This window comes from Cysteiniphilum sp. (genome assembly GCF_057495195.1).
In genome coordinates this window covers 1-20321 of the sequence record NZ_JBXTEF010000093.1, presented here as the reverse complement: position 1 = coordinate 20321, position 20321 = coordinate 1, and the positions used below count along the sequence as shown (strand labels likewise).

Here is a 20321-nt window from a genome sequence, read left to right as displayed (position 1 = left end):
TTAACGCTTACGATCTAATTTATCCAATAGACTCTTAGGAAAATAAAAACGTTTCATCTTAACACTTTGACGTATCATATTAACATCCTGTGGACTTAATTCCTCTGATTTACCAGCACTTAAATATCTTGGTAAAGTGGTATTGCCATAACGTACACGTGTTAGGCGACTTACTTGCACGCCCACAGCTTCAAACATCCGTCTTACTTCGCGATTTCGCCCCTCTGATAAAGTGACGTGATACCATTTATTCATGCCCTCTCCACCTACAAAACGCACACTACTAAACTTCGCTTCACCATCATCAAGCATAATACCCATTTTAAGCTGCTCAATGACACTATCTTCAATATCACCGAATAAGCGCACGGCATACTCACGCTCGACTTCATATGATGGATGCATTAAGCGATTAGCAAGCTCACCATCAGTGGTAAATAACAATAACCCCGTGGTGTTAATATCTAAGCGTCCAACCATAATCCAGCGCCCAATCTTTAACCTTGGCAAGGCATCAAATACTGTTTTGCGCCCTTCAGGATCACTCTTTGTGCAAATCTCACCATCAGGCTTATTGTAGATGATGACTCGAGGACGCGATAAGACAACCGCTTGGTTACGCAATGGTTTGCCATCGACAATGATCTTATCATCAAGTGATGCACGACCGCCGATTTGTGCCACCTTACCATTCACACTCACGCGTCCGGCTATAATTTTCTCTTCCATCTTGCGTCTTGAGCCAAGACCTGCTAAGGCCAAGAGTTTCTGCAGCTTGTCTTTATGATTGTTATTTGATTTAGGGTTTCGATTATTTTGACTATTTCGATTACGCATTTTTATGTACTTCGTAGAATAAATTCAATTACTGCGGGAACTTTACCCCATTTTCACTCATTCGCCAAGAAAAGTGTTCATATACCCCTGTTTTTCCTTGTTCAATCAATTGGTAAATTTCCTCTTGGCTGATCTCAAAATCCGTGCCCATAATACCCAAGGTATCAACGAAAACCACTCGATTCCAATTGCTTGGCTCTAAATGTCGCTTAAGTGAAGCTAATGAATAAAACTTCATAAACTCTCGGGTAAATTCAAAAATATGCCCTATCTTATGAAACCCTTGTGAACCTGTGCGCATTTGCTTTAATGGATCTTTTTTAGGATCTAAGCGAAAGCCCAAGGTTTCGGTATTAAAGACCTCATCATTTGACGCACCATCATACAAAGCATTGAGCGCATTGTGCATATACTTTTTATCATCAAATAACTCTAGCGGACAATTCCAAATCAACCCTCCATCAACCAGAATATTTTCTTCTTTGCCATCTTTACGTTTAACCGCGCGAAAGAGCATCGGAATACAGGTTGAGATTCTAAGTGCTTCGACCACTTGCATCGTTGGCGTTGTCTCAGCACTATAAACTTCAGCACACTCCTTGGTGAGGTTAGTACCAATAATATATAAATCATTACCTGTTAGTTGTTTAAGTGTCGCAAAATCAATAAATCCCTCACCGAGTTTGCGTTCAATAAGCTCAGCCATATGACTGATGAAGAAGTCACCCTTATACCAGCCAAAATCAGTAATCAAACGTGTGGAATTACTGATAAAGTTGCGACTAGCATCCATAAACAACCGATAATCAAGCTTACTTACAATCTCCTCGACATCTTTGGCATTAAAGCCAACTGCCAACAAAATCGCATAAATCGCACCAGCTGAAGTGCCGGCAAAGCGATGAATATTTTTTAAAACGCCCAATGATTCAAGGGCCGTAATCGCACCACTATAAGCAATCCCTCTGACACCTGCGCCCTCAAAAACCAGATTACGAAAGGCATGAATGTTTAACTCATCAATCGTCTGCCCCAAGAAGTGATTAACCCGTGTTTTCGATTGACGCATTGGAAAAGGTGAAATACTTTCAAGCGGTTTAACACGTGCGCGATAAAACACCTTGTAGAAGTTATCAACTCTCTCACGCTTAGCTGGCAGATATTTCACCGAACGCAACACCATCGTTTTAATTCGTAACTTACCTGGATGTATATCCAAAGCAGGCAAGCTTAATAATGCTTGGTAATACGCTCTAATCACCCACAGTCGTGGCAAACTAGCACTGTTATTGCCTTGCGATTCCACTTGTGCTTCATTTAAACGAAAAAAACGATAACCCCATGAAAATGGCCATTGTAAATACCACGGCACATCCGATAATTGCTCATAAGGCATTGGATTGATCAATAATTGTTTTTGAATCAATTTCGGATATTTCTCACATAATAGCAAGCTAATCAATGCGCTATAGCCATAAGCAATAACCGTGATGTTTTCAAGTTTGAAATATTCAATCACACTTTGTGCATCAAGCACACTTTGCACCATTGAACATTCAATGACTTTTTTAGGATAGCCACTTTGCCCATGACCATATAAGTCATAAGCTACGATATTATATTCAGATGAAAATTTTCTAAATTGCGCCTGCCAGTTAATCGCACTTCCGGTAATACCATGCAAAAATAGCAACGTTTTACGTTTATGATCAATCTCATTGTGATAAACACACAGCCTGCGATTGCTTCTAAACAATCGCTTGGTCATCGATAGGATCATCTAGATACCTTACTCGTACAATTTAGAGCTCAGCTGCAAGCGCAAGGTTGCTGCTTCATTGTAATTGCCTAAGGCTTGTAATATATCCATCTTAAGCTTGATACTCTCTTGTGTCTTACCTGCTAATTCAATATATCGATTGACCATGCTAAGTGCATCTTTATAGTCTCTTTCGTGATACTCAAGTTGCGCAAGCTCCCAGTAAGACAAAGTACTCCCAGCACCTTGATCTATCGCTTTCTCAAAATAGTGTTTGGCTTGTTTACTATTACCTTGTTCTAACAAACAACGCCCATAAAGGGTAAAAGTCTCAGCTAAATTGATATTTTTTGGCAGCACAATTGAGCGTTGAAACAAATTGTTGGCTTGTTGATATTTATGCTTATCCATACATAAAAATTGCGCATAAAAATTATAGGCTTGGAAATCATTTGGTGCCATGCGTAATGCTTTTTCATAAGAGCGCTCGGCAAGATCTGGCATGCCTAGATTCTGATAATATAAGCCTTCAGCATAATAGATCGTGGGCACATTAGCATCTTGTGACTTGGCTTTTAAGAGCTTCTCTTTGGCGCGATCTAACATCTCACGCTGCGCATAAACCACGGCTAATTCAGCATTAATCTTTGCCGCTTTAGCATAATCAACAGTCGGTGCTTCGGGGATATCTGGTAACTGCTTAGAATTACTTGCACATCCAGCTATCATTATAATTGATATAAAAAGTCCTGCCTTGACCAATGGATTCCTTATTTTTAGCATTATGCCTCACTTAAGCTACGTTGATATCGCGCCTGACGCTTGGTTTTATCCTGCACTTTACCTGCAAGTTGACCGCATGCCGCGTCAATATCATCACCTCTGGTTTTCCTAATCGTTGCCACGAAACCTGCTTCCGTTAAATATTGCTGAAAGCGATGTGTTCGATTGTTGCTAGGCTTCTTATAGGGCGTGCCAGGGTATGGGTTAAATGGTATAAGGTTGATCTTAGCCGGAACCTGTTTTGACTTCAATAGTGTTACTAGCTCTTTTACATGCTCAAGCTCATCATTAACATGCTCCATTAAAGTATACTCAAAAGTGATTTCCTTATGCGGCCCACGTTGCGCATAAAGCTTACATGCTGCCATCAGCTCATCAATATTATATTTCTTATTAATCGGAACTAGCTCATTACGAAGTGCATCATTAGGCGCGTGTAGTGATACGGCTAATGAGACATCTGACTGCTCAAGCAGATCATAAATGCGCGGTACAACACCCGATGTGCTTAGTGTTACACGACGCTTTGACAAGCCATAAGCCAAATCATCCATCATAATATCCATCGCACTGACCACGGCATCAAAGTTCATCAATGGCTCACCCATACCCATCATCACCACATTAGTCACGTGTCGATCATGCTCGCCTTGTTGCTTTGATAATGCACGCACTGCTGTCCACACTTGACCAATAATTTCAGCTACAGTTAAATTGCGATTGAAGCCTTGCTTGCCTGTCGAGCAAAAACTACAGTTCAACGTACAACCTACTTGTGAGGAAACACACAATGTACCACGCGAACCTTCAGGAATATAAACGGTTTCAACTAAATTACCACCAACATCAATGAGCCACTTATGCGTACCATCATTTGAGGGCTTATCTAATACCACTTTAGGAGCAACCACTTCAGCCACATCCATCAGCTTCTGACGCAAGGCTTTACTTAAATCACTCATATCATCAAAAGATGTGATACCCTTTTGATGAATCCACTTAAATACTTGTTTGGCTCGAAATGGTTTCTCGTCAATACTTGCAAAATACACTTGTAAGTCTTTTTGACAGAAATTCATTAGGTTTATTTTTGTTACTACTTTCTCAATTGCCGTATCTTGCATCTATATACTCTATGTCGTTTTATTCTATTGATTGAATCACCAAAGTTACGCACTTTTTCTATTTCAACACCCGCCTCGCAAGCTTAAGCACCCCTCTTGCAAAGGGTGGCAGCCGCAGGCTGACAGGGTGTTTATAAAATCATAGATTTTTCTAAAATGCGTAACGTCAATTAATCAATGATATGATTGCATAAGGCATTATACAGATGATTATTTTGCGTTCAATAATTTTGTGAGATCTTTTGCTGTTTGCACATTGGGGAGTTTATACAAAATCGCTCTGGAAAACGACGCGTTCAATGTATTTTTGTTGCAAAAGCGCCTCAGTTTTAAGTGATGTTAAAGCCAAAACGCCAGCGATACCTACCATTGCAATCACTAAAGCCATTATTGTTTTCATTATTTACTCTCATTGATCATTTTCACTACAGCCATTCTAACCTGTACTATTTATAAACAAAAATCATATAAACTTATAGCCTTATCAAAAAAACAAATAGCAATAAACGTGCTAACAGTTCGCCAAAAACACGCAAAATACAAAGCAAAAAAATCTGTAAAATGGTTTGTGATGGGTATAAACTAATGTTTATGGAACACATTTACCCATGGTTAACATTTATAAGGGAGCTCACCATGACATACAAAAAAGCACTTGTTGCCGTTAATATTTATGAAGACACAGAACACGTTATCGCATCAGCTAAAGCCATTGCACACAAGCTAAAGCTTAAGCTTGATGTCATGACCGTTATTGATAATGCTGCTGAATTTGTACCTGCGGCAATGGATTTCCAAAAAAGCTTACAAGAAAATGCCAAACAAAAATTACAAGAGATTAAGCCACAATTCGATGGCATTAATGCCGAATTTCATATTGCTCAAGGCAATCCAAATTATGAAATCACACATTATGCTGAAGAACATGACTGTGATCTGATTATTATCGGCTCGCACGCACGTCATGGTTTAAACCTGCTGCTAGGTTCTACAGCCAACAGTGTCTTGCATAAAGCTAAATGTGATGTTTTAACTGTACGTATCCGTGAGAACAATCCAAATCAAGTGATGAATTATGGCAAGATTCTACTGGCTACCGATCTTGAGGATGATAGCGCCCAAGTTGCTAGCCTTGCAAAAGAGATTGCACAGACTTTTGACTCATCGGTTTCAACAATTTGTGTTCAAGGTGATCCAACCGTTGTTACTGGCATTTATGGCATCGTGCCAGAAGTACAATCCCAACTTACCGAGGATATGCAGCAAAAACTTAATGATTGGTCAAACGAATACCAATTCAAAGGTCAACGTTATCTCCAAGCAGGTAGTGCCGCAGATGAGATTACGGAAACGGCTAACTCACACGGCTATGGACTTATTGTCATTGGTAGCCATCAGCGTGGCGCCTTTGGCCGCTTTTTCCTAGGATCAACTGCCAATGCGGTACTTCACCACGCCAAACAGGATGTGCTTGTTACTAAGCTTAAAGCATAGATTCTATACTTTCCTTTATCCAATTCTTTAATCTCTGTGATAATTTATCTTAATCAATAACAAACCTTTTGAAGATTGGCGCAAAATTCACTAGGATAGTGCTAGCTTTAATAGCCCCATAACTAATTATTTGCTGCTATTTATAACCACAAATAATTAGTGATGATTACAGTATTAAGAAACTAGGAATATTGATATGACAACAACAGCCATAGTTTTCCCAGGACAAGGCTCACAAAAACTTGGGATGTTAGGTGATTATTACGCACGTTTTAATGAAGTTAAACAAACCTTTGCTGAAGCCAATGATGCTTTAGGTTTTGATCTTTGGCAAATTACTCAAGAAAATGAAGATAAGCTTAACCAAACAGAATATACACAACCCGCGTTATTAGCTGCAAGCATTGCCGTTTGGCGTGTACTTAACAATCACAGCAATATCACCCCTGAAATACTTGCAGGACACAGCCTTGGTGAGTATTCGGCACTTTGTGCTGCAGGCAGCATTAATTTTGCTGATGCGCTACGTTTGGTGCGTTTGCGCGGACAACTGATGCAATCAGCGATTACTGATAAAGCATGTGCCATGAGTGCTATTCTGGCATTAAGCAATGAAGAAGTGATCAAGTGTTGTGATCAAGCAAGATCCGTTGGCATTGTTGAACCTGCTAATTTTAATTCACATGGACAAGTTGTAATCTCAGGTGAGTTACAAGCCGTTGAGAAAGCCAATGAAATCGCCAAAGAAATGGGCGCTAAACGCGCGCAACTGCTTCCTGTTAGCGTGCCATCGCATTGCTCATTAATGAAAGAAGCAGCCGATAAATTTGCCACGGCTTTAGATAAGATCATCATCAAAGTGCCAGCCATTAAAGTGATTCACAACTACGACGTTCAATCGCATACTGACATCAATGAGATTAAAACAGCTTTGGTTAAACAGCTTTACTCTCCTGTCAAATGGACGCAAACCGTTGAGAAGATGGCTGAGCTTGGTATTACTAACGTTATCGAATGCGGTGCAAACAAGGTATTAACAGGCCTAAATAAACGCATTGTTAAAGAGCTTAACTATCAAGATACTGCAAGCGTTGAAGCGATGGATAAACTGCTTGAACAAGTTAAAGCATAATAGCTATAGCTACATTAAAGATGCTTGCTTAAGCCCCTTCGACTTACGCTCAGGGGACGATATATTGACAATTGGCAAGTATTAGTCGAAGCCTCTATTAAAGGCACTTACTTAGACCCCTTCGGCTTACGCTCAAGGGACAATATACTGACGTTGGCTGAGCTCAGTCGAAGCCTCTCTTAAAGGCATTTACTCTCATAGAGAGATGAATAATGTTAAAAGAATATTTGAATATACCAATACAAATAAAAGGATAAAAAATGAATTTTGAGAATAAAGTAGTTTTTGTAACGGGTGCAAGCCGTGGCATTGGTGCTGCTATTGCTAAAGATTTCGCGGAAAAAGGTGCAACCGTCATTGGTACGGCAACCTCTGAGGCAGGGGCTGAGAAAATCACTCAAACATTACAAAGCTATGGCAAAGGTCACGGCATTAAACTTAATGTGACTGAAGCGCAAAGTATTGAAGCAGCTTTCGCTTGGATGAAAGATAACACAGGTTATCCAGATATTATCGTTAACAATGCCGGTATTACTAAAGACAATCTAATGATGCGTTTAAGCGAAGAAGACTGGCTAAGTGTCATTCACACCAACTTAGACTCTGTGTTTAATATTTCTAAAGCAGCAATTCGTCACATGATGAAAAAACGCTGGGGTCGCATCATTACAATTGGCTCAGTGGTTGGCACATCTGGTAACCCAGGGCAAGCAAACTACTGTGCTAGTAAAGCTGGTGTTATTGGTTTTTCTAAGTCATTGGCACAAGAAATCGCCTCACGCAACATCACCGTTAATGTGGTCGCACCTGGCTTTATCCAAACAGACATGACCGATAAATTAACCGATGAGCAAAAGCAAGCCATTATCACACAGGTGCCAGCACAAACCTTGGGACAACCCGAGGACATCGCCCATGCAGTTACTTTCTTAGCGTCTGAAGGTGCGCGCTATATCACCGGACAAACAATACATGTCAATGGCGGCATGTATATGGCATAGCTCTAGCTAATTAGCCACCTGCAGCTTGCTCGATAAAAAATCGTTTTAATATCTTACTGTTATTTATCGCATTCACACCTAAGGCTCTTAAAGGCTTTATAAGCAGGTGATCGTTACAAAAAAGCTGTTTTAGCCCTTGCATTGTATGAATCATCAACTGATTATCAAACTGGCGTTTACGCGCATATTTTGCCAAGGTACTAACATCGGCAATATTGCGTCGCAGATGCTTTGCTTCAGTTAATACCTCTATCAACGCGCGCACATCGGCAAAGCCTAAATTAATGCCTTGCCCCGCTAATGGATGAATCGTATGTGCAGCATCGGCAATCAGCACCACACCCTGCTTGTAATAACTATCAACATGGCGTTCAATCAACTCAAAGCTCATGCGCTTACTTTGTAATTGCAAATCACCTAATTTGCCTTCTGCAGTCATGCTGAGATATTCATTAAAGCTCTTATCATCCATTGCATTAAACTTTGTAAGCTCATCACTGGCAATTGAAAAGACAATAGAACATAAATAAGGATCGCAAAGCGGTAAAAGTGCTAACACACCCTTTTTCAAAAAGCGCTGATAAGCAATATCTTGATGCGGCTTTATCGCTTTAACATTAGCAACGATGGCATGTTGTTGATAGGATTTAACGCTGCAGTCAAAGTTATATTGCTGGCGAATAAACGAGTTAGCGCCATCAGCACCAACAATCAGTGCTGCCTCAAGCTCTTTGCCATGATCAAGTGTTATCGCAGTATGCGACGTGTGCGACGTCAACGCTGTAATTTTTGAGTGCTCAAAAATAGCAACATCTGACTTTTTAAGTGCTTGATATAATTGCGCAACGATTAAATCATTCTCAACAATAGCCCCCAGACTCTGTAGCGAACACTCTTCAGCCTTAAGGCTTAATTGCGCACTTGAATTTTGATCCCAAACCTCCATGGCAACATAGGGGTTTATTCGCATATTGACAATGTCACGCCAAACACCAAGCTCGTTTAATAAGCCTTGGGAGGCGGCATTAATTGCGCTAACGCGTTTTGGTGCTGCTGCCTCATCAAACGACTTTACAATGTTTCCTACTTCAACCACAGCAACTTTAAAGCCGTTTTGCACTAAGCCTAAACTTAAAGACAAACCCGCCATGCCGCCACCGACAACCATTACATCATATTTCATAAGATACTTTTTCCATGCTTTGAGCGCATTAAGCTTGAACCGTGATTATATTTACCCATCATTAATTTGCTAAAAGATTTTTTCAAATGTTGATCACGCTCCAAGCAATGAAGGGCAAAGCCTCTGGCAAGTTTAATGGGTAACACATCCTGACTAAACACATTAATCATAGAATGTGTCAACAACGCTGTGCGTTTATGATCAAATACTCTAGTCTCTTGATACTTAGCTAACATCCTGGCAATATCTTGTGTTGTAAACGCGGCGTCATCACTTGCCAGTAAATCATAGACTATACCAATATCGCGAATGCTAAGATTTAACCCTTGACCTGAAATCGGATGCAAGAAATGCGAGGCATTGCCAAATAATAATACATTTTTGTGATAAAGCGTTTGTGCGCGAATAAGTGACAACGGAAAACTTTTAAGCTCGTTCACATCAACAAAACGCCCTAAGCGATAGCCAACAAGGCGCTGTATTTCTTTTAAAATAGTTGGTTTTGTTTGAGCCTTCCAATAATCAACTTTGTCATGATCAACACTCCACACGCACGCCATTTGTCGATCATCAACCGGCAAGAGTGCTAATACGCCATTATTAATAAAACGCTCATATGCGATATTGTTATGTGCTCTTTGCAGGTCAAGATCAAACACTAGCGCGCTTTGCTGATAATCATGTGTATGAGCCGAAATACCCGCTTTTTCACGCAACTTAGACTGCGCACCATCAGCAGCAATAATTAAATCTGCGGTTATTTCTAAAGCATTATCATCTTTTTCAATCACTAAATTAAAACGCTCGTTCTGCTCCAACAAATCAAGCACCCGACAGTTTTGATAAAGTGTAATATGATTTTCACGCATAAGCGCTTGATACAGTGCTGGCAATAAGTACTGCATCTTAACGACAATGCCCAAAAACGCTAAGCCCTCATCTTTGGCATAAAGATTGGTCTGTGCATATTGCCCTTTGTCTGACACATGCACCTGCTTGATATATTCAACATGGTCTTTGATCTTCTGCCAAATACCTAAGGTTTCTAACACGCATACCGAGCTATACGACAAAGCGATCGATCTGTTGTCACTTTTACTTAGTTCAGTACTGGCAAGCTTTTCAATGAGTGTGATTTGCTTATCTTGCTTTGCTAAGCTCAATGCCATCAACATGCCAACAGCACCACCACCAACAATCACGATGTCGTGGTGACTATTATCTGAATTGTTCTTTTTACTATCTTCAGTCATTTTCAATAACAAGTATATATACGCCCTTATTAACTGAAGATAGTTTAACGATAGTTGTTAGACTTTAGAATGGCTGATAGACATTATTCTTTTGAATTCATTTAAATTCTTTGTTTTACGCATTCGCTAGTGCATTATTTGACGGCACTTTATTCATCGCATTTAATACTTTCAATATACTAATGGCTTGCGCTAACTGCTTATCTTTATGCAGTAGACTTTGCGAATTTTTATAGTCTTTCTTATAATTTGCCAATGCTTCTTTTGTTGCTTTATCCTTTTGAATATCATTATTTGAGACAATGGCATGTTCAAAACTACTTTCATCAAAGATTAACGCTAGCGTATCGCTATCACCTTCATCATCTTTCGTATTATCTGCCAATAAATCGATCTCTTCTTCATCAATGATGACATCAGGAATCACCCCTCTTGATTGAATAGCAACCCCATTAGGTGTGTAATATCGTGCCGTTGTCAACTTCACGGCATTGGTTTCTGAAATAGGAATAACTGTTTGTACAGAGCCTTTGCCAAATGTCTTAACCCCAACAATCACCGCCCTTTGGTGGTCTTGTAATGCCCCTGCAACAATTTCTGATGCTGATGCAGAGCCCATATTCACCAATACAACCATAGGTAGGCCATGGATATAATCATTGCTCACAGCATAACTTGTGATTGACTCCAATGGATTACGTGATTTGGTAAAAACAATCTTTTTAGGGTTTGCAGGTGTTACTTGCAAAAAAGTATCACTAACTGCTACAGCAGCATCCAAGAGGCCACCAGGGTTATTGCGTAAATCCAACACATAACCTTTCAAATGCGCATTCTCCTTAACCAATTTATCGATATTTTTCTTTAACTCCTCGGCAGTATTACCTTGAAATTGACTAATTCTCAAATAACCATAGTCTTCTGCCACAATTTCAGATTTAACCGAATCTAGCTTGATATTTTCACGTATTAATGACAATTTAATCGGCTTAGGCGCTTTAGGTCGCAACAACGTGATTGACACTTCAGTCCCCGGTTGCCCACGCATCTTTTGCACCGCTTCATCCAAAGTTAAACCGGCAACACTGATATCATTGATTTTAATAATATAATCACCCGCTTTAACACCTGCACGCTGTGCAGGTGTGTCATCAATCGGTGAGATGACCTTGATGCGCTCATTTTCAGCGCTAACATGCATGCCAAGACCAGCAAACTCGCCATGCACGGACATTTGCAGATCCTCAAAATCATCATCATCTAAAAATCTTGAGTGCGGATCTAACGACTGTAACATGCCATCAATCGCTCCTTCAAGAATCTCCTCATCACTTAACTCATCAACATAGGCTTGTTTTACCAAACCAATGCTACGTGATAACTTATCAATGTGTTTTTGTGTGTCTGGACTTTGTCTGACTTGATTTACTTCGTTTAGTTGATCGCCTTGCGAAAATACTGGCATACAAAGAAAACCAATCAATGATATATAGAGTGTCAAATTTATTTTTTTCATAGCCTGTACCTCTACTTTAGCTTATAAGAAAACATCCGTTTACTCCGGTTCCTGTTTATTCTTAAGTGTAGAAAGTATTTACATATTTTCAAATAAAGATTCAATATTGGCATAATGTATAAATAAGCTATCTCTCCCCTTGCGCGATTGCTCATGCAGCTTATATATCCCTCAATTTGGGAAAATGAGTCCACCAGGAATGAGGAGTATTATATTTTACTGAGCAGCATCAGATAAGCCAAGAAGACTTAAAAGCCATATTGAGTTTTATTGGGCGAGGAAAAATTCAAAAAAATGGAGAGTTTTCAGTATTGTTAGAATGGCTGTGATATTCCGCTTAAGTTCAATATTTGCGCAACTATAACTAAAGTACCTAACACCAAAGGGTAAAAATTAATGACTTCTTTTCTATTTTCTTTATCCAAATAAATCGGTGTAAATACAAAAATGACTACCGCAAAAATAGCAGCGTATTGCAATGCTAAGATAAAGCCTTTAGGATAAAAAACCGTAAATATAAACGGTGGAATAAAGGTCAATAAAAAACCAATTATTTTATTTAACTCAATATTAAATCGTCTAAACGTGTCTCGAATATAATGATAAAGCGACAAGCCAATACAAATAAATGAAGTAATAATTGAAATATTCACAAACACTGATAAGAAGGTATTGATACTTGCACTTTGGGTGGCTTGTTTTATCTCACTCATCAATGCGGTTAAGGTATTGCCATCTTTAAAGATCGTCTCATAGCTATGCACGCCTTGTTGTGGCAAAATCGCCAAGCAGACAATAAGCCAGATGATATAAATTATCAATACAGCAATACTGCCGATAAATACACTACGCTTGACTGCTTGAACGTCACCCTTTTGATATTCATACAATACGGGAATGATGTTCTGAAAACCAAAAGAAGGCAAAAGTGTTGGCCATGCAAACACCAAAGCATAGAAAGATAATGGCATCTCAAGCATATTTGCCCATTTTAAGGCAAACAGCATACTCACAACGCATAACACGTAAAATATGAGTTTAACTGACACAAATGAGCGATTGACATAATCACTTAAGCGCGTGCTTAAGATAACAAGCCCAAAAATCAAGATAAAGACAACAGCATCAATACTGACTGTTGGCACCTGTGCTTGTGATACCAAATTCACCAATGACGCGCCTTGTGTGGTATAGGCAGCCATTAATGCATAGAGCAAAAGCAAATAAACCAATGTAAAAACTACTTGTAAGCTCTTGGGCATCTCCTCTTTGATCAATGAAGTAAAGTTCACCCCCAATGGCTGATGTGCGCAGACTTTTATAAGCCTTAATGCCGTTAAATACATTACTGACCATGAAATAATAATTAATACTATCGATACCCACAAGCCACAGGCTGCCGTAATTAGCGGCAATGATAACATCCCCGCACCAATTGTTGTCCCAACGACTAAAAACGCACCACCGAGCGATCTTGTCATTTGCTTTCTCCATTAAATACACCAAAAACGTAACGATACAGCAGTACAGATAAAAAGTCTAACTTAACAATGTCTCACGCCTAAATAAAAATTGTACTTCTCTAGATTATCTGCCAGTATGCTGCCATGAGTTTAAAATCTATATCAACATGCACTCTCAGAAGAATTGTTTCAAAAAGCGTTTATATCTTTGGATAATACTTTCAACCCTAAGCGTTCTAAGCTTTGTATTTTTGCTTTTCCAAGGTTTACCCATTAACACCAATATGCTGGCACTATTACCAGGTGCCAAAGATGCTAATAGTGTGGAAAAGATTGCGGATGATTTTGCCAATACCATGGGCAAACAAATCGTTATTTTGGTTGGCAATCCTAATCAAAATAAAGCACTGAAAGCTTCGGATGTCTTTAGTCATAGACTTCAACAATCTAATTATTTTTCCAGTGTAACTAATGGTATAAGCATCAATGAACAAGAAGCATGGGCAAGCTTTTATTTCCCCTATCGCTTATCCTTATTATCGGATAAAGATCGTGCATTGATAACGCAACACAACTTTGACGCCATTAGCCAACAGGCTTTGTTTAATATTTATAATCCTATTGGCATTAGTAATTCTAAGCTTTTGCAAAACGATCCTTTTTCTCTTTTTCAGCACTTTATTTTAGCTTTGCCTAAACCATCTAATAAGCTTGATTTATATAAAAATCACCTGATGACCGAAGACAATGGCATCTGGTACAGCATGATTAATGCCACATTAAAAGATGATAGTTTTTCCTTAAGTAATCAAAACAATATCACGCATCTTTTTAGTGATATTAAACAAACGATTACCAGTAATTATCCACAAAGCACTTTTTTAATGACCGGTATGCTTTTTTATGCCAAAGCAGGCACAGATAGCGCGCGCCATGACGTCTCAATTATTGGTGTTGGCTCGTTGATTGGTATTATTCTCTTAATGCTTATTAGTTTTCGTTCATTATCACCATTGCTATTGACATTATTCTCGAGTGCTATCGGCTTTGTTTTTGCCTTTATTGTGACCTATCTTATATTTGGTAAGGTCTTTTTATTCACACTTGTATTTGGTGCCAGTTTAATTGGTATATCAGTTGATTATGCCTTTTTCTACTATGCTGATCGACTGTATGGCGGGAAATTATGGCAATCAAGAGCGGGATTAAAGCGCATCTTCTCTGGCATTACCCTAGGTCTTTTAAACGTTATCATTGCTTACTTGATTATCGCCATCGCCCCTTTTCCTGGACTAAGACAGCTTGCCACCTTTGCCATTAGCGGTTTATTTATGTCATACCTGACTGTGGTCTGTTTGTTTCCTTATCTGCTTAAACCACATAAACGTACCTTTAATTCGTTTATTTGTCACATTGCCACGCTTTATCTTAAGCTCTGGCAAAACTTAAGTATCAAAAAAATCATGATCATCTATATGATTCTTGTGATTATTGCCGCCATTGGCATCTCCAAACTGCATAGCAATGATGACATTCGCATTTTAGAGGCAACACCCAAAGTACTAAAAGCCAATGAACAGCAGTTAAAATCGATTATTGGCAGCGATGTTAGTACTGATTTTGTTGTTGTAACAGGTAACACACCTGAAGATGTGATCAGTCATGAGCACATGTTAATTAATCAAATTAAAGCGCAAAACCCAAATATCTTGCAACCGGTTATCTCGATTAGTCAGTATCTACCAAGTATTGAAGATCAACAACAGAACTACACCCTTGTACGTGAGAACTTGTTACAAAATCGATTAAGTGACTTTTTAAACCAAATTGGTGTTGATAATAAAGAAATCAAAAGCATTGAAAAGAACTTGCGCAATATCCCTTTTAAAGCACTGACTGTTAACGATTGGTTAAACTCACCCGTTTCACAAAACTTACAATTTTTATGGATGGGCAAAGCTAACACTTCAACACATTCTAATACAGGGTTTGCTTCCATTGTTTTGTTATCACAAAAACTCAATATGAATGATATCAAGATAATTTGCGCTGAGCTTCCTTATGCTAACTTTATCAACAAGGCAGATGAGATTTCTCATGTTTTTAAAACCTATCGTCAATATATTAGTTATCTCCTAGTTATCGTATTCGTGGCGCTATTTTTATTGTTATTATTCCGTTATAAAAGTCTAAAAAAAGCGATTTGCTATTTTGTGCCACCAACGATGGCAACCTTACTAAGCCTTGCCGTGTTTGGCATATTTAACGTCCCTGTAACACTCTTTAGCATTCTGGCATTAATTCTAGTGCTGGGCATTGCCGTTGATTATGTATTGTTTTTTGCTGAAACCAAATCAAGCTTGCATAGCACGATGCTCGCAGTCACACTCTCAGCAATTACCACCATCCTTTCCTTTGGACTATTGGCTTTCAGCCAGACACCTGTTATCCATTACTTTGGCTTAGCTGTATTTGTCGGCATTGCCAGTGCGTTTTTATTGTCACCCTTAGCCTCTAGCGCTTAACATCCTCTGCCAAAGACTAAGTATCGTTGGAAATAACCTTTCCCCCATCACATCCTGCAACTTAGAAAAACGAAATAAAAATTGGTCAATATACTCAACCTCCTCATCTTGAAATTGTTCATATTTTTCTGCATCAAAGGGAAGCCTATCTTTCATATTGTTATACGCATAATCTATTCTTTTTTTATGTTGATTACATTCATATAAAATTTTGACTAGCTTATCCTGTAAAGGTGTCATAACTCAAAGTTCATGGACATACCCTTGTTTTTTTTATATGATGCGCATTAGTCAAATTAGTGAAATTTTGCAGCCTAATTAATCGGTTTTAAATAAACTAAGCTAGTTATAACAACCATAAATTAACAAGTAGATCTATTATTATGATGTTTTATCCTCAAGACTTTGACGTTATCGTTGTTGGCGGCGGCCATGCTGGAACAGAAGCCGCAGCGGCAGCAGCACGCATGGGTGCCAACACTTTACTCTTAACACACAATATCGACACTTTAGGACAGATGTCTTGTAACCCTGCTATAGGCGGTATTGGTAAAGGTCACTTGGTTAAAGAGATTGATGCCTTAGGCGGCATTATGGCAAAAGCGATTGATAAAGCAGGTATTCAGTTTCGCACACTTAATGCCAGAAAAGGACCTGCGGTACGCGCGACACGCGCCCAAGCTGATCGCACACTTTACAAAATTGCGGTACGCCATGCGCTAGAGAACCAAGAAAACTTATCAATTTTCCAACAAGGCGTTGATGACCTATTGATCGAAAATGATCGTGTTACTGGTGTTGTCACGCAAATGGGATTAAGCTTTCGTGCCAAAACAGTTGTTTTAACCGTTGGCACGTTTCTAGCAGGAAAAATTCACATCGGCTTTAATAACTATCAAGGCGGTCGTGCCGGTGACCAACCGGCTAATGCCTTAGCGCAGAAACTGCGTGCACTTCCTTTTAATGTCGCACGTTTAAAAACAGGTACCCCACCACGTATTGATAAACGCACAGTTAACTTTACAGCAATGGGTGCCCAGCCTGGTGATGATCCAACTCCTTGTTTCTCATTTTTCACTGAAGCACATGAACATCCACTGCAAGTGCCATGTCATATCACCTACACCAATCTTAAAACTCATGAGATTATTCTTAAAAACCTTGATCGCTCAGCAATGTATGGCGGCATGATCGATGGTATTGGACCACGTTATTGCCCATCCATTGAGGATAAAATCGTGCGCTTTGCTGATAAAGATCGTCATCAAATTTTTGTTGAACCTGAAGGCTTAGATAGTATCGAACTTTACCCTAATGGCATGTCGACTTCTTTGCCATTTGATGTGCAACTGCAGTTTATTCGCAGTATCAAAGGTTTTGAAAACGCATATATCACACGCCCTGGTTATGCTATTGAATATGATTTCTTTGATCCGCGTGGTTTATATCCAAGCTTGGAAACCAAGCACGTTGAGAATCTCTTCTTTGCTGGACAAATCAATGGCACAACCGGCTACGAAGAAGCCGGCGCTCAGGGTCTTATTGCCGGATTAAATGCAGCGCTAAAAGCACAAGATAAACCGACTTGGTCACCCAAGCGTAATGAAGCATATATTGGTGTACTCATTGACGACTTAATCACCAAGGGCACACAAGAGCCTTATCGCATGTTTACTTCACGTGCGGAATATCGATTGATTTTAAGAGAAGATAATGCCGATGCGCGACTTTGCCCCAAAGCAGTTGAGCTTGGGCTATTAAATGAGAAAGATAAAGAAGCATATCTTGCTAAGGCAGCATTGATATCAAGTGAAACCTCGCGTTTAAAATCTACGTGGGTTGCACCCAAAAGTGTTAAAGCCGATAAGTTAGAACCATTGCTTGGTAAAGCCATGAGTAAAGAAAGTAGCCTATTTGATTTATTAAAGCGCCCTGAGGTCGACTATCAAAGCCTTGCTGATATCGCAGAGCTTGGTGAGTTTATCGACCACACCCAAGCCATTGAACAAATTGAAATCTCTGCCAAATATGCAGGATATATCGAGCGTCAAAATGAAGAAATTCTTGCCAATCAAACCCTTGAAAATGCACAAATTCCTCAAGATTTCGATTATAGCAAGGTTTCAGGGCTTTCTAATGAGGTACGTCAAAAGCTTATGACACAACGCCCATCAAGCTTGGGTGAGGCTTCACGCATCCAAGGGGTGACACCTGCTGCTATTTCCTTATTGACTATTTATATGAAAAAGTTAGGCTTTCTTAAGAAACAAAATAATATCAATGACTAATAGGAGCCTTTGATGAGACTAAACAAAACATCTCCTTTACTTAAGACATTGCTTTTCATCATGCTAAGTCTTGTGATGAGTGCATGTGCGACCACAGCAAAGTATCGTGCGATTTTAGATCAATGGCATGGTCAAACAATTGATAACTTTGTGCAGATGTGGGGATACCCAAACAAAACATTAAAGCTTGATAATAACCAAACAGCTTACGTCTATAGTGATCGCCAAATTGTCAGCACACCAATCACACAAATGCCAACGAACATTACTACCGTGCAAAATGGCAATAACACAACAGTGATCTCGACACCTGGCACGATTGTGGGTGGTCAGACTTATTCATTATCCTGTACAACATGGATTGTTTTTGACAACAAAACACGACAAATTGTTAACACCACATTTCGCGGTAACAACTGCGTTTCTTATTAAGAATATAAACCCAACAGAAAAAGAGATAAACCATGACTGATATTTTTTGTGAAAAACTGAAACAACAAGGCACTGCCATGCAATACGCGCCAATCCCAGGAGAGCTTGGACAGCGTATTTTAAAATCCATCTCGCAAGAAGCTTGGAGCAAATGGCTTGATCACCAGACGATTCTAATCAATGAATATCGCCTTAATCTATTAGAGCCTGAATCTAAGAAATTCTTAATGACTGAAATGGAAAAATTCTTATTTGGCGAAGGTTCTGAAAAGCCTGATGCTTTCTCTACTCCTGAATAGTCACCGCACGCAGCATAAAAACGAATACCATGCCTGCATAATAAGTTGCATCCGCTAACAGCTCCCCTTACAGGATATTAAGCTGCGATTTTCCCAAGCTTACCACACTTCGACTTACGCTCAGTGCATCGCTTCGAATGTTTCTCAGTGCACCACTTCGACTTATGCTCAGGGTACGATGACTCCCTTTTGGGTAAGTGTATTTAATCTTAGCTATCTTTTCTTTGCAAATTAACCCACTCTGCAATTGCATAAATGGGTGTGCCCAAAAAGAATAAAATCATACCATAGTAAACAACTTCCTGCCCTGAACCTAATACTGTCCAGAATGAATAAGCACACGCGAGTACGGCAATAATAATCGACATTTGCCAGAATGGACTATCCTTATCTTGTTGTTTAATCACCAAGATATTCGATATTGTCGTATAGAAATACGGCACTAATGCCGTTAATACTGCCATCAGAATGATCAACTCAAATTGCTCAATCAAAGCTTTTGACATCGTTAATAATAACAGTATCGTCATTAGCACAGCAGATAAGATTAGACTAAAGCTTGGCGCACCATAGCGGTTTTCTTTGGCAAAAATCTTAGGGAATAGATTAGTCTCAGCAATCGACTTAGAGACAACAGCTGTCACCATAATCCACCCATTTAATGTACCCAAACAAGCAATCACCGCAGCAACGGCTATAACTACGCCACCGGCTTGACCAATAATCTCTGTTGCTGCTAGAGCAAATGGTGCATTCGAGTTTGCAAGCTCCGCGGCAGGCACCATCCCCATAATCACTGTAGAACTCGCGATATAAATAAATGCTGCAATCAAAGTACCAGTTAATGTCGCTAGTGGAATCGTTTTTTGCGGGTTTTTGACTTTGCTTGCCGTTACTGCCGCAGACTCTAAACCAATAAATGCCCAGAGAGTCAATGAGGCCGCAGCACTCAATGCACTTAAACTTGAACTATCGGTGCGATTAAACTCTAAATAATACTCCGGATGAATATACCAAATTCCTGCAAAGATGATAAAAAGTAAAGGAATTGTTTTGCCTATCATTGATAATAACTGCAACCAACCAACGGTACGTGCACCAAACATGTTAAATGCTGTTAGTACCCAAATAATGCCAATCGCAGTAATTGCGGTCATTAATGCGAATCAAGGGTTGAATAATAATCAAAAATAAAGTTTACGAGTTGCCAATCCATAATTTATTGTGTTAAT

18 protein-coding genes are annotated in these 20321 nt (G+C 39.3%); 7 read left to right on the top strand and 11 right to left on the bottom strand.

From position 1 onward, the window contains the following. The 5 genes from rluB to ACY10D_RS08525 all read right to left on the bottom strand — a co-directional run bounded on the left by rluB (position 1) and on the right by ACY10D_RS08525 (position 4903). The gene (gene rluB, locus ACY10D_RS08545) at positions 1 to 837 is read right to left on the bottom strand and encodes a 23S rRNA pseudouridine(2605) synthase RluB (RefSeq protein WP_487000326.1); all 837 of its coding nucleotides are present in this window, start codon (positions 835 to 837) and stop codon (positions 1 to 3) included. 28 nt (positions 838 to 865) lie between these two features. Continuing rightward, on the bottom strand, positions 866 to 2617 hold the full coding sequence (locus ACY10D_RS08540) for an alpha/beta fold hydrolase (RefSeq protein WP_487000325.1): 1752 nt from the start codon (positions 2615 to 2617) through the stop codon (positions 866 to 868). 9 nt (positions 2618 to 2626) lie between these two features. Then, complete coding sequence (gene pilW, locus ACY10D_RS08535) at positions 2627 to 3379, bottom strand: type IV pilus biogenesis/stability protein PilW (RefSeq protein ID WP_487000324.1); 753 nt, start codon at positions 3377 to 3379, stop codon at positions 2627 to 2629. Further along, the gene (gene rlmN, locus ACY10D_RS08530; protein WP_487000323.1) at positions 3379 to 4503 is read right to left on the bottom strand and encodes a dual-specificity RNA methyltransferase RlmN; all 1125 of its coding nucleotides are present in this window, start codon (positions 4501 to 4503) and stop codon (positions 3379 to 3381) included. The genes pilW and rlmN overlap by 1 nt, the downstream gene beginning before the upstream one ends. A gap of 265 nt (positions 4504 to 4768) precedes the next feature. Further along, positions 4769 to 4903 carry a hypothetical protein gene (locus ACY10D_RS08525; protein ID WP_487000322.1) on the bottom strand — a complete coding sequence of 45 codons (135 nt, stop codon included), beginning with the start codon at positions 4901 to 4903 and terminating at the stop codon, positions 4769 to 4771. Positions 4904 to 5139: 236 nt separating this feature from the next. Between ACY10D_RS08525 and ACY10D_RS08520 the strand changes: the two genes are divergently transcribed. From ACY10D_RS08520 to fabG, 3 genes are all read left to right on the top strand, one after another. After that, complete coding sequence (locus ACY10D_RS08520; protein ID WP_487000321.1) at positions 5140 to 5997, top strand: universal stress protein; 858 nt, start codon at positions 5140 to 5142, stop codon at positions 5995 to 5997. A 196-nt stretch (positions 5998 to 6193) separates the two neighbouring features. Continuing rightward, the gene (gene fabD, locus ACY10D_RS08515) at positions 6194 to 7129 is read left to right on the top strand and encodes an ACP S-malonyltransferase (protein WP_487000320.1); all 936 of its coding nucleotides are present in this window, start codon (positions 6194 to 6196) and stop codon (positions 7127 to 7129) included. Between the two features lie 260 nt (positions 7130 to 7389). Continuing rightward, the gene (gene fabG / locus ACY10D_RS08510) at positions 7390 to 8130 is read left to right on the top strand and encodes a 3-oxoacyl-ACP reductase FabG (protein WP_487000319.1); all 741 of its coding nucleotides are present in this window, start codon (positions 7390 to 7392) and stop codon (positions 8128 to 8130) included. A 10-nt stretch (positions 8131 to 8140) separates the two neighbouring features. On the opposite strand, the gene ACY10D_RS08505 is transcribed toward fabG, so the two are convergent. The 4 genes from ACY10D_RS08505 to ACY10D_RS08490 form a co-directional block, all read right to left on the bottom strand. Next, on the bottom strand, positions 8141 to 9313 hold the full coding sequence (locus tag ACY10D_RS08505; protein ID WP_487000318.1) for a UbiH/UbiF/VisC/COQ6 family ubiquinone biosynthesis hydroxylase: 1173 nt from the start codon (positions 9311 to 9313) through the stop codon (positions 8141 to 8143). Next, the gene (locus ACY10D_RS08500) at positions 9310 to 10566 is read right to left on the bottom strand and encodes an FAD-dependent monooxygenase (protein ID WP_487000317.1); all 1257 of its coding nucleotides are present in this window, start codon (positions 10564 to 10566) and stop codon (positions 9310 to 9312) included. The genes ACY10D_RS08505 and ACY10D_RS08500 overlap by 4 nt, the downstream gene beginning before the upstream one ends. Before the next feature lie 115 nt (positions 10567 to 10681). Further along, on the bottom strand, positions 10682 to 12082 hold the full coding sequence (locus ACY10D_RS08495) for a S41 family peptidase (protein ID WP_487000316.1): 1401 nt from the start codon (positions 12080 to 12082) through the stop codon (positions 10682 to 10684). A gap of 314 nt (positions 12083 to 12396) precedes the next feature. Continuing rightward, entirely contained in the window at positions 12397 to 13563 is a 1167-nt protein-coding gene (locus tag ACY10D_RS08490; RefSeq protein WP_487000315.1) for an amino acid permease, read from the bottom strand. A gap of 233 nt (positions 13564 to 13796) precedes the next feature. Between ACY10D_RS08490 and ACY10D_RS08485 the strand changes: the two genes are divergently transcribed. Beyond that, a complete protein-coding gene (locus ACY10D_RS08485) occupies positions 13797 to 16070 on the top strand; it encodes an MMPL family transporter (protein WP_487000314.1) in 2274 nt (757 codons plus the stop codon). On the opposite strand, the gene ACY10D_RS08480 is transcribed toward ACY10D_RS08485, so the two are convergent. Then, the gene (locus tag ACY10D_RS08480; protein ID WP_487000313.1) at positions 16053 to 16310 is read right to left on the bottom strand and encodes a hypothetical protein; all 258 of its coding nucleotides are present in this window, start codon (positions 16308 to 16310) and stop codon (positions 16053 to 16055) included. The genes ACY10D_RS08485 and ACY10D_RS08480 overlap by 18 nt on opposite strands. A 146-nt stretch (positions 16311 to 16456) precedes the next feature. Here ACY10D_RS08480 and mnmG point away from each other — a divergent pair, with 146 nt between their 5' ends. Genes mnmG through ACY10D_RS08465 form a run of 3 tightly spaced genes read left to right on the top strand, consistent with a single transcriptional unit; the run spans position 16457 to position 19089 of the window. Then, complete coding sequence (gene mnmG / locus ACY10D_RS08475; RefSeq protein ID WP_487000340.1) at positions 16457 to 18358, top strand: tRNA uridine-5-carboxymethylaminomethyl(34) synthesis enzyme MnmG; 1902 nt, start codon at positions 16457 to 16459, stop codon at positions 18356 to 18358. A gap of 12 nt (positions 18359 to 18370) precedes the next feature. Then, entirely contained in the window at positions 18371 to 18790 is a 420-nt protein-coding gene (locus ACY10D_RS08470; RefSeq protein WP_487000312.1) for a hypothetical protein, read from the top strand. A gap of 32 nt (positions 18791 to 18822) precedes the next feature. Continuing rightward, positions 18823 to 19089, top strand: a complete 267-nt coding sequence (locus tag ACY10D_RS08465; RefSeq protein ID WP_487000311.1) for an oxidative damage protection protein — start codon at positions 18823 to 18825, stop codon at positions 19087 to 19089. A gap of 209 nt (positions 19090 to 19298) precedes the next feature. On the opposite strand, the gene ACY10D_RS08460 is transcribed toward ACY10D_RS08465, so the two are convergent. Then, the gene (locus tag ACY10D_RS08460) at positions 19299 to 20246 is read right to left on the bottom strand and encodes an amino acid permease (RefSeq protein WP_487000310.1); all 948 of its coding nucleotides are present in this window, start codon (positions 20244 to 20246) and stop codon (positions 19299 to 19301) included. Between the last annotated feature and the right edge of the window lie 75 nt (positions 20247 to 20321).

Coding starts and splice junctions, on each gene's coding strand:
- ACY10D_RS08500 (WP_487000317.1), bottom strand. CDS start 10,566: ATGACTGAAGATAGTAAAAAGAACAATTCAGATAATAGTCACCACGAC.
- ACY10D_RS08505 (WP_487000318.1), bottom strand. CDS start 9,313: ATGAAATATGATGTAATGGTTGTCGGTGGCGGCATGGCGGGTTTGTCT.
- rluB (WP_487000326.1), bottom strand. CDS start 837: ATGCGTAATCGAAATAGTCAAAATAATCGAAACCCTAAATCAAATAAC.
- ACY10D_RS08495 (WP_487000316.1), bottom strand. CDS start 12,082: ATGAAAAAAATAAATTTGACACTCTATATATCATTGATTGGTTTTCTT.
- ACY10D_RS08465 (WP_487000311.1), top strand. CDS start 18,823: ATGACTGATATTTTTTGTGAAAAACTGAAACAACAAGGCACTGCCATG.
- ACY10D_RS08480 (WP_487000313.1), bottom strand. CDS start 16,310: ATGACACCTTTACAGGATAAGCTAGTCAAAATTTTATATGAATGTAAT.
- rlmN (WP_487000323.1), bottom strand. CDS start 4,503: ATGCAAGATACGGCAATTGAGAAAGTAGTAACAAAAATAAACCTAATG.
- mnmG (WP_487000340.1), top strand. CDS start 16,457: ATGTTTTATCCTCAAGACTTTGACGTTATCGTTGTTGGCGGCGGCCAT.
- pilW (WP_487000324.1), bottom strand. CDS start 3,379: ATGCTAAAAATAAGGAATCCATTGGTCAAGGCAGGACTTTTTATATCA.
- ACY10D_RS08540 (WP_487000325.1), bottom strand. CDS start 2,617: ATGATCCTATCGATGACCAAGCGATTGTTTAGAAGCAATCGCAGGCTG.
- fabD (WP_487000320.1), top strand. CDS start 6,194: ATGACAACAACAGCCATAGTTTTCCCAGGACAAGGCTCACAAAAACTT.
- ACY10D_RS08525 (WP_487000322.1), bottom strand. CDS start 4,903: ATGAAAACAATAATGGCTTTAGTGATTGCAATGGTAGGTATCGCTGGC.
- ACY10D_RS08490 (WP_487000315.1), bottom strand. CDS start 13,563: ATGACAAGATCGCTCGGTGGTGCGTTTTTAGTCGTTGGGACAACAATT.
- fabG (WP_487000319.1), top strand. CDS start 7,390: ATGAATTTTGAGAATAAAGTAGTTTTTGTAACGGGTGCAAGCCGTGGC.
- ACY10D_RS08460 (WP_487000310.1), bottom strand. CDS start 20,246: ATGACCGCAATTACTGCGATTGGCATTATTTGGGTACTAACAGCATTT.
- ACY10D_RS08520 (WP_487000321.1), top strand. CDS start 5,140: ATGACATACAAAAAAGCACTTGTTGCCGTTAATATTTATGAAGACACA.
- ACY10D_RS08470 (WP_487000312.1), top strand. CDS start 18,371: ATGAGACTAAACAAAACATCTCCTTTACTTAAGACATTGCTTTTCATC.